Raw genomic sequence first — 14,237 nt, 5'->3', positions numbered from 1 at the left:
CTGCGACGGACCGGAGGCGGTGTCCTTTCACCACCGCACGGTTCAACAGCGCCTCGTGGCGCTCGATATCAGTCAGCCAGACCAGGTTCGGTGCCGGCGCGGTGAACACCCGCTTCACGAGATCGTCATGGACGGGCGGGCCGGCTTTGCGGTTCAGGCCTCGTTTCTTTGCGTGGCTCGACCAGATCCGCTCCTGGCTGCACAACCTCCAGACCCGGTTCTCGCCCGCACTGTGACCCAGGTCGGTGAGTTCGTCGGCGATGAACAGATACCCGAACGCCGGGTCGTCGGCGTGGATGGCCCGGGCGGTGTTGATCAGGTGCGCTTCATCCCAATCGCGTTGTGTGACAGGGTTTCTGCACCACTTGTAGAAGGCCTGCTTACTGAAGCTGAGCACCCGGCAGGTCACCGCGACAGGGATACTGTCGGCGGCCAGGTCGAGGACCAGCGGGTAGATTATTTTGGGTTGACGTCGCGGGCGAAGTAGGCAGCAGCCCGGCGCAGGATCTCGTTCTCCTGCTCCAACTGCCGGACCCGCTTCTTCGCTTCCCGCAACTCCTCGGACTCCTGCTTGGTCGCTCCGGGGCTGTTGCCGTCCTCGATATCGGCCAGCTTCAGCCAGCGGCGCAGACACGCCTGCGAGATTCCAAAGTCCTTCGCGACCTGAGCGATCGGCGCCTCGCCCTTGCGGGCAACTGCGACCACATCGCGACGGAACTCCAACGGAAACGCTTTCGGCATGACAGACATCCTTCCAGCAAGGACCCAAGTCCTCACAGATCAGGAGTCAACCGAACCGGGGGCAGTCCCTTTGCCGTCGAGTGAGGTGTAGTTGTACGTGTGGAGCCAGCGGGGTAGAGCGTCGGCGCGTTGCTGGTTGGTGGTGAATGGCTGTGCGGCCCATTCGTCGAGGAGTATGCAGTTGAAGCGTTTCTGCTTTGCCGTTGGTTTGGGGTCGGTAGCGGCGGGTGAAGCGGGCCTGGGCGCCGAGGTCGGTCAGGGCTCGGTGGCCGCGGCGGTAGGCCAGGGCGTTGTCGGTCATCACGCGCTCGAATCCGGTGATGCCGTGGTCGGCGAAGTGCTGCGCGGCGCGGCGCAGGAATCCGGCGCAGGTGGTGGGTTTCTCGTCGGGTGGATTTCGGCGTAGGCCAGGCGGGTGTGGTCGTCGATGGCGCAGTGCACGTAGACGTAGCCGACCCTGGGGGGCGTTCCGGGAGCGGCGGTGTTCGGGGCTGTCGTGGCCCAGGACTCGCCAGCCTCCGCCGTCGCGGAGCTGGCCGAGTTTCTTCCCGTCCCCCGTGGATCAGCTCACCGGGGGTGTCGCGTTTCGTTACGGCGGACCAGTTGGCCGGTCCAGCCAGGCAAGCCGGTGCAGACCGTGGCGGGTCAAGGCCGCGTGCACGGTCGAGGCTGGCACGCCGGGCAGTGGGCCCGGCCAGCGGGGTCCGAGCTTGCGCTCGGTGCGCAGTCGGCAGACCCGCTGCTCCACCTCCGGTGGGGTCTTGCGCGGCAACCGGTACGCCGTACTGGACCGGTCAGCCAGGCTGCGTCGCACTCGAGCCGCCACCGGGTCAGCAATTTGTAGCCGGTCGCCCGGGAACACCACAGTTCCCCACTACGTGGGCGACTGAGCGGCCCTCGACCACAACACGCCTGATCAGCAGTCGAAGGCCGCGCCCGGTCAGCCGGGCATTACGGTGCGCCAGAGACCTCCGGTGGATCGGATGTGAGCGTCAGCAACTCACGCCCAGCCGGAGGTCTCTCCACATCTCAACCCGACACGCTGTCAACAGCCCTCATGATCAATACATCAATCCGATGCTCGGCGGGTCTCAAGCCGCTGTGCCAGGGTTTGCTCCGTCAGAGGCTGACGCGAATAGTGAACGAAGTCGCCAGTCAATGGCCTTCCTTGCGCGTTGATGCGAGGAGGGCAGCATGTGGGTGTAGAGGCGGAGGGCGTATGCGGGATCTCCGTGGCCGAGGTAGGCGGCGAGCTCTCGGATGTTCACACCGTCTGCGAGAGTGACGCGAGGCAGCAGTTCACGACCAGGAGCGAACTCCGAAGCGCCGCTGCGACCCTTCTAGCGTTCTCAGCGAGAGTGAACTCTGGACGGCAGAGTCGAATGAATCGCTTCCACAGGCAAAGGCTGGGGTCTAGTTCAGGGTGTTATTCTGGCGAACCTGTACCGATAATAGCTTCAGGGGGATATGTGTAAGACACGCACAAGGATGGAGTAGTAAAATGGGAAACAAGGTAAGGAACAGTGGGCTAGCAATCGCATTTCTCCTACTTTTCTCGAGTGGCAGCGTAGCTCACGCGACTCAAGTAGATCCCGAGCAATTCCAACACTCTTACCCGATGAATCTTTCGCTTCAGCACGCTCGCGACGTGATTGATGCTGCCGACTGGCACCCCCGTGCCCGTCATGCGACATTCTCCGTGACCCCAGAGCCAAGCGGGAAGAGATATATCGTCAACCTCGAGCCGAAGGAGAAAGAGGTTGGAGACGCGCTGAAGAGGCACTTAGGCAGCAGCGTTGAGGTGAGATACAGCCCCATCTCTCTGCTTTCCGGTGGCCGAGATGGAGACGCGGCGCCTCACTTCGGCGGCGCCAGTATCCACGGCGCAGGGTTTCGGTGCACCAGTGGGCTTACGGTCGTGTTCCCTGACGGACAATTGGGGTCGACTACTGCCGGGCACTGTTTCGAGAATGACACAGCCGTCACGTCTGGCTCCGAGTTCTTTGGCATCTCGGGAGGGCGATCGAATTATCCCGAATTTGACATGACCGCCATCAAGGATGGTGGTGACTATGCGGCCAGAATTTACTCTGGCCCTCCCGTCATCGCTGGTAAAAATATCGCTCGCCAAGGTCCGGTCGTTGAAGCGGTGGATCCCGCCCCGGGCTCTTTGATCTGCGTAAGCGGAACGAATTTTGGGGCGCAATGCAATGCAACAGTCCAACCGGCTAGATCCGACATGCACCAACCCGACGGGTGGACACGAAATCTCATGTCCGCTACGAATTTTTCAGCCGTATTGGCGGCCCCGGGAGATTCTGGTGCACCGATCTACTCGAACGCTTCGGCAAACGCGGTAGTCGCACACGGGATCCTGGTAGGCGCTTCTGATACCGGTCACACGATTTGGTTTCACGGTGTATCCGCGCTACGCGATAATCTCCATGTGGAGATCGCTACTCAGCCCATCCCTGCCGCGGAGTGGAAGATCGACTACAAGGCGCCCGGAGGTGCATATGTGGAAAAGGGCGCCGGAACTGGGGCGCTTGGACGCTCAGTGACAGAAGCAGCGCAACGGAGTACAATGCTCCGTGTCCTCGATCAGGCACGAATCGATCAAGGCGCCCGCTGGCCTGCTTTCGAAGTGAAATTCACCGAGTCAAACGAAGTCGAAGAGTATCTTTTGACTCTGCGAAACATAAATCGGAAATGTGTTGGGCAGCCGTACCCGATGCCGGCTAGATGTTTCGATGAGAATGTCATTCAAGAGGGGCTCCCGGTGTGGGGAGATTGGGATCGATCAATCGCCGGTGTGCTTGCAAGCGAACTGGACGCGGCCGCTTATAACTACGCTACAGTCCCAGGCCACGGACTGTACTACTGTCGAACCATCGCCGTGTCGAAAACCTACAGTGCGCTTACATTTCGGTACACCAAAGCCATTACGGTCGGGTGCACGTCCAGACTCACCTAAAGTCGAGCGGTCCGATGCGCAGCGACTTGACTCGCCTCAACCGTGATGGTTATGACGTGTGAAACCCCCGTTAGCACGTTAACCTGGTCCTCCATGCGGGTGACCGTCTTCGCGGCTCAAGTCGCGCGCCGCTCCGGCCGGTGATGTCTCAAAAGCTTACCGACAACTGACCGCAGATTGGGGGTTCAGTTGCTGTAGTTCGGGTGTCTCCACGAATCTAGCCCTGGTTATTCAGTAGCCATTGGTCTGTGGCAGTGGAGGGACTGTGGGCCATTGTGGGGAGTGAGGGATCGGCCGGCGACCGGCGGGACTATAAGAAGTTCGGTGTAACTCCCGATCGTGGAAGTAGATCTGATGACCGAGATGATGTCTGGCGTGGAGCACGTTGAGGAGTCGATGCCTGGGCTGGGGCTGGGGCTGGGGCTGGGGCTGGATGGTCTGGGTGAGCAGCTTGTCGAGCAGTTGCTGAGACAGGCCCGGGCGGGTGGGCTGAAGCTGACCGGTGAGGGTGGGGTGCTGCAGCAGCTGAGCCAGCGGGTGCAGGAGTCGGTGCTGGAGGGCGAGATCACCGATCACTTGGGCTATGACAAGCATGATCCGGCCGGTCGTGGAACGGGGAATTCTCGCAACGGTGTGCGGTCCAAGACTGTGCTGACCGATGTCGGGGAGGTGGACATCGACGTGCCGCGGGACCGGGACGCGAGCTTCGAGCCGAGGATCGTCGCCAAGCGGCAGAAGCGGCTGTCGGGAGTGGACGAGATGGTGATCTCGTTGTTGGCCAAGGAGCTAACCCTTGGGTTGCAGTAAGGATGTGATCGCGGGGGTCGACACGCGTCGTAGATGTGCTTGAGGCGGGTGGCCATCGCCGAGACCGTCTTGGGCCGGCAGGTCGCCTTCTTGCGTTCCAGGTAGGCGACCAGTTCGGCCCTCAGCGGCCCGACTGCCTCGGCGAGGCGATGGTCATTCATTGAGCCCTCCCTCTTCGAGGTGGAACGGGATGGCCGTCGTATGGTTGTGGCGGAGGTAGCTCAGGTACAGGCGCTCATCTCGTCCGGCGGGCAGGAAGAAGCCGTCGACACAGCGCACGGTGGTCGCCTGTCCGTAGGCTGCCGTCAACTTGGGGTTGTTGGTCACGACCTGAAACGAGACCCATGTATCCCAGTCGGCCTCGAACCGGTCGACGACCATGGCTCTGGCCAGGCGGGCAAGGATCTGGCCGGCGCCGATCCCGCGGAGGCTCGGCGCCACCACAGTCCTCCGACGTGCCCCACCCTGCCCGAGATGTGGGGAAAGTGCGACGACGCAGCGTGAGGCGACCTGCGGATCAGCGGGCACCGGGTCGAACCACAGTCGCATCGAGCGGATCAGTTCGGCGAGGTCGTTCGTTTGAAGTGTTCGACAGGCGATACAGCCGACGACATCGAACAGCTTGATCCACAGACTGTTCTCGGCATCAAGCGGGCTTCGCGTGACATCGAACGTCGGGTTGAGTCCATCGGTGTGGCTGGCCGTTGACATGTCTGGACTCCACCCCGACACGTCATCGTCCACCAGAACGTCAAGCTCCGCTTTGCGTGCCCACGCCTCGACCAGTGTCAGGTATCGCCGCAGTTCTGGGCGATCGGCCGAGATGCCTCCGGCACGAACCCTCTGTAGCGATGACTTTGTGGGCATTCTCGACCTCCGAAGACGTACTCCTGGTGTCTCGAGGATGAGCGCAGACAGGAGGGCCTGGCACGGGGCGCGTGCCCCTGTCTCGCACGCTAATGATTGGCTCATGCCTGTTGGCACCAGGGCCGCGGTGCGTCAGTGGTCGGAGATCGTGTCAGTGAGCAACAACTGGTTACCATAAGTCACTGAGCGGAGTTCTCAAGCTCTCCGGACTATTCCAGAAGACAGGGGGCGAACGTTGTCATCGGCCACCGGTCTGCAGTCGGCCTTGAATCTTTGTCGACGGCACCGGCAGGAGGTCGATCGCTGTGCGTGCGCCCCTTGCCTCATTTCGTCAGCTAGGACGAGACTCTTAGCATGGTCGACCCTCCTGTATATGAGCGCGACGCTGAGCTGAGCGTCCTTGAAGCGGCGATTGACGAGGTGCGCGCTGGGGGTAGTGCCGTGGTTGTGGTCTGCGGCGACGCGGGCATCGGTAAGACCCAGCTGATCGAGCGGACTCGGAGGTCTGCGGTAGAACAGGGCTTTCGCGTGCTTGCCGGCCGGGGATCACCGCTCGAGCGTGAGTATCCGTTCGGAATGGCCCGGCAGTTGTTCGAGCCGCTGCTGGTTGCTGGTGACGACCCGAGCATTCGCTTGTCCGACGTGGCGAGGCAGGCCAAGGACGCGTTTCTACCCACCTCCGAGGGGAGCGGTCTCGGTGAGTTCTCCGCGCTGCACAGCCTCTTCTGGCTGACATCGGATCTATCGCGAACCGGACCTCTGCTACTGGTGCTGGATGACCTTCACTGGGCAGACGAACCTTCGCTGCGGCTGATCGCCTATCTGCTACCGAGGTTGGAGGATCTGCGGGTACTTCTGCTGCTGGGTATGCGCCCCGACGAACCAGGCGCGGCGACAAACCTGCTCGACCTGATCACGATCGATGCCGCGAGCACCATTTTGTTGCCTGGCCCACTGAGTGAGGTGGCGGCGAGTGCGCTGCTTGGCGAGTGCTTCGGGCGCGACCCCGACAAGGCGGTCAGTCTTGCCTGCCATCAGGCGACCGGTGGCAATCCGTTCATGCTCGGGGAGCTGGCCAGGACGGCTCGGGCAGATGGCCTGTTACCCGTCATAGAGAACAAGGAGGCGATCCTTCGAGGCGGCGCACTGAGTCTGAGTCGGCGCACCTCGCTGCAGCTGAGCCGTATGCATCCAGAAGCAGTTCGCCTTGCCGAGACGTTCGCCGTACTGGGCCCAGGGGCGGACCTTGCCACGGCCGCTCGACTGGCGGGCATCAACACCGAGCAAGCAATCAGTGGCGTCGACGAACTTGAGTCAGCACACCTGATCCGGCATGAGGAGCAGCTCCCTTACGGCACGCTGTACGGGTACGTTCATCCACTGCTGCAGACCGCTGTGTACGAGCAGGTGATGGCCAGTAAGCGGGCGGCGTACCACTCTGCGGCTGCGCGCGGCATGACCGAGGCCGGCGCAGCGCCAGAGAAGATTGCGGCGCATTTGCTGCGGCTGCCGCCTGACTCAGACGCCAAGACGGTGACAGCGCTACGCCAGGCCGCTGCGGCCGCATTGATCAGAGGCGCGCCGGAGGCGGCAGTCGCCTATCTGCGGCGTGCATTGGCCGAGCCGCCCGTCGCTGCGATCCGGGTCGAGTTGCTGACCGAGGCGGGAATGGCGGCAGCGCGGGTAGACCTTCCTCTTGCTGCCGAGTACCTCGAGGCGGTGGTGCGTGACCAAGCTGACCCGGTGGCGCGGGCCGAGGTGGCACACATACTGGGAATGCTCTACTTGTTCACGGGCAAGGTCGAACAAGCTATCGGAGTACTGAGCGACGCGATCGCGGATGTCCCGGCATCGGAGCAAGACCTCGTCCGTACCCTGCGAGCTGTCCTGATCGATGCTCCTTTGGTGGCGACGGGTGTAACCGCAGCCGTCACCAAGACGGAGGACGCCCGGGCGCTTCCGCCGCTGAACAGTCTGGGGGGCCGGCTGCTCGACGGGATGATCGGCGGTGCCGACGCGTACGTCGGTGACCCACAATCGATTGCGAGCGCCAAGAAGCTCTCTGTCGATCCAGCCATTCGAAGCGCGGCGGGTCAGGGAGTCATCCTGGCCACCTTGCCATTCTGGGCGCTGATCGTCGCGGGAGCCGCTGAAGGCATGGCCGGATACACCGCCGCGATCACCGATGCCAGGCTTGGCGGGGCTTTCTCCACTCTCACCACTGCCCTCGTATACCGCGGACTCGGGTGGCTTCAGCAAGGGGAACTCGCCGAGGCGGAGACCGATTTGCGCGAATCTCAACGCTTGGCGGCCTTGACGGGATCGGTGCTGGCTCCCCCCGTCATCAATGCCCTGCTCGCCGACACACTCATTGAGGTCGGCAAGGTCGATGAGGCGCAGGCTTTGTTGGCACAGGTGGAGATGCAAGTTCCCTTACCGGTCGTTGGCTTGTACTTCTACCCGCTGCTGTCGATGGCGCGGGTGGCTGCTGCCCGCGGACAGCACGAGATGGCCGTGCAGTCGGCGCTTGCTTCGGGTGCGCGATTCGCCGAGCACGGAAACGGGAGCAACCCCGCGGTGGTCGCGTGGCGGTCACAGGCCGCGATGTCTTTGCATGCGCTCGGTCGGACGGCGGAGGCAATGGACCTGGTTTCGGCCGAGATCGAGGTTGCTCGGCGGTGGGGAGCGCCGTTCGCACTGGGGCGGGCGATGCGGGTGGCGGGTCGCCTAACGCGAGGGCAGGCCGGCCTCGACCTGTTGCGTGAGGCAGTTGAGGTTTTGGACGGGTCATCGGCGAGGCTGGAGCACGCGAAGGCGCTGGTGGACCTCGGTGCTGCGCTACGGCGAAGCAACGCGCGAGTGGAGGCCCGGGCGCCTTTGGCGGCCGGGTTGGAGTTGGCCTATCGATGCGGGGCGGCACCAGTGGTGGAGTACGCCCGTATGGAACTGCGGGCCGCCGGCGCTAGACCGCGGCGGTTGACGACCACTGGCCCTGAATCCCTGACGACGAGCGAACGGCGGGTGGCCGACCTGGCAACCCAGGATCTGACCAATCGTCAGATCGCCCAGCAACTGTTCGTGACGATCAAAACCGTCGAGGTCCATCTGTCGGCTGCCTATCGCAAACTCGGCATCACCCAGCGAAAGCAATTGCACGAGCACCTCGAGGTCCATCAGGCTCCCGCCTGACCAAGGCGGGCGACAGGTCTTCTACGTCATCGGTGTGCTGAGCGCGGAATGCCGGAGGAATTGTCGTCACAGGAGTGGTGACAGGCGCTCCTCGACGGCCTTCAGTGAACGAGAGGATCGCTGTACGCGGGCGACCATGATCGCGCCCTCAAGGGCGCTTATGCACAGCGTGGCAAGCTCGTCAGCCTCATCGGCCTTCCGGCCGGCCTTGATGAAGACGCCGGCGAAGGAGCCGACCCAGCTTGCGAGAATCTCGGCCACGACCGGTCCTAGCTCGGCATCGTTGAATGCTTCCTGGGCGGCTGCGCCAACAGGGCAGCCAGCTGTAAAGCCCGAATCGTCCAGCTGGCGTCGGTAGACGTTGCACATCATGGCGAATACCTGGGCAGGACTATCGCCACGCTCGTACGCCGCCTCCAGGGCGACCGTGACTCGCGTAGCTGCCCATCGAAGTGCCTCGGTGAGCAGTTCAGTACGACCTCCGGGGAAGTGGTGACCGACCGACCCTCGTGGCGTCTTGCTGTGATCCAGAACCTTGGCCACCGAGGTGCCGGCGACTCCTCGATCGCGCAGCAATGATGCCGCGCTGATGATCATTCGTTCTCGTGTGTCGGTGGTCACTCCCACTTGCCGACCTCCAGTGAGCGTCCAGTATGTTATGCGACCTAGCATAACAAGGAGTCTTCATGCGTGAGCTCAATTTCATCAAGTCCGGCCTCTTGCAGTGGCGCGACAAGCCCGACCCTGCGGTGATTGACCCGACCGACGCCTTGGTGCGGCCGTTCGTGGCCAGCCGCTGCGACGGCGACACTCTGCCGATCCATCGGCCAGTAGCGCGCGTCCTGCAGTTGGGGTTGAGGGTGGGCTTGATCGACCCGGCCGTAGGCTCGATTGCCGGCGCTGTGCCGTTCCGGGGACCATTTGCGATCGGGCACGAGTGCGTGGCTGAAGTAACGCAGGTGGGACCGGAAGTGACCCAGCTTCACGTTGGAGACATCGTCATTGTCCCGTGGGCCGTCTCGTGTGGCACCTGCCCCGAGTGCATGCGGGGCCTGACGGCGAAGTGTTCGACTACAGCGACGACCAGCCCGGGCAAGACACTGGCGGCCTTCGGTTTCGGATCGTCTTCGGGGCCGTGGGGTGGAATGGTTGCTGACTCTCTACGCATCCCTTACGCGGACCACATGCTTGTCAAGGTTCCGAACGGTGTCGACCCGCTCCGTGTGGCTGCTGCCAGCGACAACCTCGCGGATGCATGGCGGGCGATTGCCCCGCCACTTCGTGAACGACCCGGCGGGCGTGTGCTTGTCATCGGCGGAGGTGCTCAGAGCATCGGCTTGTACGCGGCCGGCCTTGCGATCGCGTACGGTGCGTCGGTCGTCGACTACTACGATGACCGGCAGTCGCGCCTGGACGTCGCTGCGGCGTACGGAGCCGTCGTGCACAAGCTGGACGGCACCAAACGTAAGTCGCTGGATTCAGCAGTTCGCGACCGCTATGACGTCGCTGTCGAGGCGTCGGCCCAGGGTGCGGGTCTTGCGGCGGCGCTGCGTGCTCTGCGCCCAGGTGGCATCTGCACGGCGACCGGCTACTACTTTGCATCGGGCATCAAGGTGCCGATCATGGACATGTATGCCACCAGTGCCACGCTGAAGGTCGGAGTCTCGCACGTTCGGCCGCATCTACCGGAGCTCCTCGATTTCATTGTTCGAAGCAACTTCTCCGCCGAGCTGGTCACCAGCGTCTTGGCGGACTGGGAAGATGCCCCCGAAGCCTACGCAACACACACCACAAAACTTGTCCTTCACCGCCAGCCCCTCGGCCTCGCCGATCGGCCGCGGCAGGCGAGCAACGGCCGGTCAATCGCCTGATGGTGTGCCAGGAGGCGTAAGGCTCTGCGCGGAGCTCTCGGCACCCTCGGAGGTCGCACGCGGGATCAGGTTGATGTGCACTGGCAAAGTTCGTTCCAGTGCACGACCGGCGATCGCGGCGGTGCCACACCCGCCGACGAGACCGATGAGTAGCGGTGCCGCATGCCCGCTGGTAAGCGCCAGACCGGAAAGCAATGAGCCGACAATGAACCGGTGGTCGGCGCGAGGCTGAATGCGCCGTTGTGCCGACCGCGAACGTGTTCTGGGGCGATGTCGTTGGCGATCACCGGCAACGTCGGCAACGTCGGCCAGAGCAGCGTTCACCTACGGCGAAGACAACAGCGGCAGTCATGAACTCCGAGCGGCCCGACCGTCGAGCCGCCTCACGACAATTAGGGGGCAGGATCGGGGGCTGTCCTCCTGGAAACCTGCCTTCGCTACCGACTTGGATGGGTTGTGGCCGCGGGAGCAACCCGCGATCGGTTCGAGATGCGAGTTGGCCGCCGGCATAAGACCACCGTCTGCTGCGCACTCTCACCAGCGATAGAACTTCCCATCCGAAGGAGTCTGAGATCTTTCCCCGTAGCGCCCGACGCGTCGCCACCCCAGGGCCCAGTGCTCGACCTCGGCCCAAGGTCAAGGTGTGGTCCTACTTGGTAATCGGCGCGGGCTTGCTCGCCGTCGCGGTGATGGGGTTGACCAGTGCACCCCTGGCCTCGACGGTGACTGCGATCGGCACACCCCAACCATCCGAGACCGTTCAGCGCGGTGTCCGGCCCACCGAACGTCCTCACCAACGCGTGACAGATCCTGCACCTCATAGAGATCCCGCACCTCATGCCACGGTTGGCGCGACGAAGCAGGCAGCGTCGCACGCACGCCCTACATCCGTGCCCGTCCCAGAAGGTGCGAAGAGGACTGCCTTGCCGGCTTCCCCAACCGTCCCGAAGGTCTTGACTCCCTCCATGCCGCCCGGCCCGCCAGCCGACGTTGCGAAAGCGCCGACCCTGCCGGTGCAGGGCTACATCGGAGACTCACAACAGCTCATCGCGGTGAAAGCGAGGGGCACGTACGCGACTGTCACCATGTGGAATCGTGTGAAGGACAGTTGGGTTCCTGCTCTACCGCAGACCGACGATGCCAGGGTGGGATCCGGCGGCATCGTGTCGGTGGATCGTCGACGGCAGGGGACCGGCACGACTCCGGCCGGCTCTTTCGCTCTCACCGAGGCGTTCGGCACATCAGCAGCAGCCGGGTCCAAGCTTCCCTATCATCGTATCAACGCCGATGACTATTGGGTCCAGGACAATTCGAGCGCCTACTACAATACATTGCGGGGCCGTTGGGCCGGCGGGTTCAAATGGTGGCTTCCGGAAAGCAATCAAGACGGGTCGGAGCGGTTGGCCAACTATTCGCGGCAATACGAAGCCGCGGTGGTGATCGACTTCAACCGGCCAAGTCCGGTCCGTGGCCGAGGCTCGGGAATCTTCCTCCATGTCAACGGGCGTGGTGCGACGGCCGGCTGCGTGAGCGTGCCGAAGGCGAACATGCAGCAAATTCTGCGGTGGTTGGACCCGAAGATGCATCCGAGGATTCTGATTGGATAGCCCGGACACACGGCTTGGTCCACGGCTGTCGGAGCCACCAGCGGAGCAGGGGCACAAAGACAATTCGCTATAGGCGGATGACTAGCCGAGCGGCAACCTGGCCTTAGGCCCACCATGTGATTGGGCCAGTAGTACCTCAAGTCGTTGGTGTGGAATAGCAAGAAGTCGTTTAGGCGTCGATACGCACAAGGATTTCGATGCAGCGTGGTGCTCAAAGATCAGATTGATTCGACATCAACATGACTACAGCGAGTCGTGGTCTCCGTCAACATCGGACAACGCCAATTCGGCCGTCAGGCCCGCTCATGCTCGAAGACCCGGATTAACGCGCTAGAGAGAGTAACCGTCGTTTTAGGGGTCGATGTTGGGGTGGTCCCCCATTTCGGCCGCCGACAGGCCGGGCGACGCTATGAGCGTAAGGCCTCTGTGAGGAGCACGGCCGCACCTGCAAAGCTTAGGCTACAGGTGAAATTGATCGGCTGAAGAAGCAATCGGAGATGGATAATGACGGCTGGATACTTGGAATCGCCGGAGGCATTGAAGGACTTGCGCACGCTCAACGCGCGGTTCATCGAGAATTTCATCAGGAATGACGTCGAGTCGCATGACGCGATTCTTCACCCTGAATTTATCTGCGTTCGGAGTAACGGCGCACGTATCAATCGTGAATCATACTTGAAGGCCTGGGCAACGGGTTTCGACCCCGATGTCGTCATCTATTGGGATGTACGTGATGAGCTCATCACTCTTATCGAGAATGTGGCTCTCGTCCGCTCGACCAACCGTCACGTTATTCGCTGCGACGGGCAAGATGAGGCTGGAATGTCGACCTATACTGATACGTATCTGTATCAAGATGGCGCGTGGAAATGTATTCAGGCGCAGATCTCCCCGGTAGCGGCGGATCGAGAACCCGGCGAGGAAACCGTCATTTCTGTTTACATACATGGAGTGCGGCAAGCCTAGAACGGTGCTGCGGAGATATTTCCTGTAGGCCTCCCCGGGATGTCGCCGCTTGATTACTTGTATCCTGGAATTGAACCGCCCCGGGTTTGATGCACCTTCGGTTATGTGCGAACGACTGGTTGGTCGTCGCGGGTCTGTGAATAGTAGTCAGCCTCGGCTTCGACGAGTGGGCGTCGGTCGAGGCGGTGTATGAGCCGGCTGGTGTTGTACCAGTGGACCCAGTCGGCGGTGATGGCTTCGACACTGCTGAGACCGGTCAGTGGTCCGCGGTGAAACGGTGAGTCGTCGCGGATGCATTCGGTCTTGTAGAGCCCGATGGAGGTTTCGGTCAGAGCATTGTCGTAGGCATCGCCGACGGTGCCGATCGAGGGGTCGATGCCGTCGGCGATGCAGGGTCTCAGTGAAGCGCACGGCAGTGTATTGAGACCCGGCATCGGAGTGGCGAATCGCCTTGTCCTGCAGGGGATTTCCCTGTCTGGCGCGGAACGCTGCGGCCTGGGTGATGGCTCGTTGGACGAACGCGGTGTGCTTGGACGTCGAGCACTCCCAGCCGACGATCCGCCCTGCGAAAGCGTCGATCACGAACGCTGTGTAGACGAAAGAACCGCTCACCAGACGCACGTAGGTGAAGTCGGCCACCAGCAACGTGTTCGGTGCCGCCACGGTGAACTGCCGGTTGACCAGGTCCGGCGCCCGGGTCGCGGCCGGATCGGTGACTGTGGTGCGGACCTTCTTGGCCCTGGTCACGCCGTGCCAGCCGTTGGCCTTCATGAGCCGCTCGACCGTGCACCGCGCCACTTCGATCCCTTCGCGGCGCAGGTGGGCCTACATCTTCACTGACCCGTACAACGCCTCCGGCAGGCGCCGGCCGTGCTCGTCGGGCTCGTAGTAGCCAGCCAGCACCGCGGTCACTGTCGTGTCCCGCAGCGCCCGCTTGGACGGCGCCCGCACCGCCCAGGCGTAATAGGTCCTCAGAGCGATCCTGCAACCGTGCGCGCTCAACTCACGGCAGATCGAAGTGACCCCGAACCGAGCCTTGTGCTCGGCGATGAACCGGCAGATCACCGAGATCGCGGGTCGCTCTCCCGGATGCTCCTATGTCAAGTGGCTCCCTGGTCAGGCTGCCATGGCTGCTGGCGATGTGGCCTGGGTGTCGTGTTGCCGTTCGGTGCGCAGGGCGGTGAAGACGACATCGGAGAGCCGGCGGCGCAGCAG

The 14,237-nt window shown here is 62.8% G+C and carries 6 protein-coding genes and 4 pseudogenes; 5 read left to right on the top strand and 5 right to left on the bottom strand.

Features of this window, described 5'->3' with window-relative positions:
• Positions 1 to 64: 64 nt before the first annotated feature.
• Positions 65 to 741, bottom strand: a pseudogene (locus G3I17_RS38875) (transposase); the annotation flags it as partial.
• A 39-nt stretch (positions 742 to 780) separates the two neighbouring features.
• Positions 781 to 1,706 (bottom strand): annotated as a pseudogene (locus tag G3I17_RS38870) (IS481 family transposase).
• 2,363 nt (positions 1,707 to 4,069) lie between these two features.
• On the opposite strand from G3I17_RS38870, the pseudogene G3I17_RS38865 reads away from it, so the two are divergent.
• Positions 4,070 to 4,513 (top strand): annotated as a pseudogene (locus G3I17_RS38865) (transposase); the annotation flags it as partial.
• A 162-nt stretch (positions 4,514 to 4,675) separates the two neighbouring features.
• Here G3I17_RS38865 and G3I17_RS38860 read toward each other — a convergent pair.
• A complete protein-coding gene (locus tag G3I17_RS38860) occupies positions 4,676 to 5,233 on the bottom strand; it encodes a hypothetical protein (RefSeq protein ID WP_164604379.1) in 558 nt (185 codons plus the stop codon).
• Positions 5,234 to 5,743: 510 nt separating this feature from the next.
• On the opposite strand from G3I17_RS38860, the gene G3I17_RS38855 reads away from it, so the two are divergent.
• Positions 5,744 to 8,578 carry a LuxR family transcriptional regulator gene (locus tag G3I17_RS38855; RefSeq protein WP_164604377.1) on the top strand — a complete coding sequence of 945 codons (2,835 nt, stop codon included), beginning with the start codon at positions 5,744 to 5,746 and terminating at the stop codon, positions 8,576 to 8,578.
• 66 nt (positions 8,579 to 8,644) lie between these two features.
• Here G3I17_RS38855 and G3I17_RS38850 read toward each other — a convergent pair whose 3' ends face one another.
• The gene (locus G3I17_RS38850) at positions 8,645 to 9,205 is read right to left on the bottom strand and encodes a TetR/AcrR family transcriptional regulator (RefSeq protein ID WP_164604375.1); all 561 of its coding nucleotides are present in this window, start codon (positions 9,203 to 9,205) and stop codon (positions 8,645 to 8,647) included.
• Between the two features lie 59 nt (positions 9,206 to 9,264).
• On the opposite strand from G3I17_RS38850, the gene G3I17_RS38845 reads away from it, so the two are divergent.
• The 3 genes from G3I17_RS38845 (at position 9,265) to G3I17_RS38835 (ending at position 13,022) form a co-directional block, all read left to right on the top strand.
• Positions 9,265 to 10,449 carry an alcohol dehydrogenase catalytic domain-containing protein gene (locus G3I17_RS38845; RefSeq protein ID WP_164604373.1) on the top strand — a complete coding sequence of 395 codons (1,185 nt, stop codon included), beginning with the start codon at positions 9,265 to 9,267 and terminating at the stop codon, positions 10,447 to 10,449.
• A 965-nt stretch (positions 10,450 to 11,414) separates the two neighbouring features.
• Positions 11,415 to 12,056, top strand: a complete 642-nt coding sequence (locus G3I17_RS38840) for a L,D-transpeptidase family protein (protein WP_164604371.1) — start codon at positions 11,415 to 11,417, stop codon at positions 12,054 to 12,056.
• A 504-nt stretch (positions 12,057 to 12,560) separates the two neighbouring features.
• Entirely contained in the window at positions 12,561 to 13,022 is a 462-nt protein-coding gene (locus tag G3I17_RS38835; RefSeq protein ID WP_164604369.1) for a nuclear transport factor 2 family protein, read from the top strand.
• Between the two features lie 101 nt (positions 13,023 to 13,123).
• Here G3I17_RS38835 and G3I17_RS38830 read toward each other — a convergent pair.
• Positions 13,124 to 14,090 (bottom strand): annotated as a pseudogene (locus tag G3I17_RS38830) (IS3 family transposase); the annotation flags it as partial.
• Positions 14,091 to 14,237 lie beyond the last annotated feature (147 nt).

Source organism: Streptomyces sp. SID13031 (genome assembly GCF_010548305.1).
In the GTDB taxonomy this organism is placed as follows: domain Bacteria; phylum Actinomycetota; class Actinomycetes; order Propionibacteriales; family Kribbellaceae; genus Kribbella.
Note: the sequence above shows the minus strand (reverse complement) of the source record. Positions and strands in the feature narration are given on the sequence as shown.

What these genes read in the sequence shown, in the direction of transcription:
- G3I17_RS38860 (WP_164604379.1), bottom strand. Translation starts at nt 5,233, where the DNA reads ATGTCAACGGCCAGCCACACCGATGGACTCAACCCGACGTTCGATGTC.
- G3I17_RS38855 (WP_164604377.1), top strand. Translation starts at nt 5,744, where the DNA reads ATGGTCGACCCTCCTGTATATGAGCGCGACGCTGAGCTGAGCGTCCTT.
- G3I17_RS38835 (WP_164604369.1), top strand. Translation starts at nt 12,561, where the DNA reads ATGACGGCTGGATACTTGGAATCGCCGGAGGCATTGAAGGACTTGCGC.
- G3I17_RS38845 (WP_164604373.1), top strand. Translation starts at nt 9,265, where the DNA reads ATGCGTGAGCTCAATTTCATCAAGTCCGGCCTCTTGCAGTGGCGCGAC.
- G3I17_RS38840 (WP_164604371.1), top strand. Translation starts at nt 11,415, where the DNA reads ATGCCGCCCGGCCCGCCAGCCGACGTTGCGAAAGCGCCGACCCTGCCG.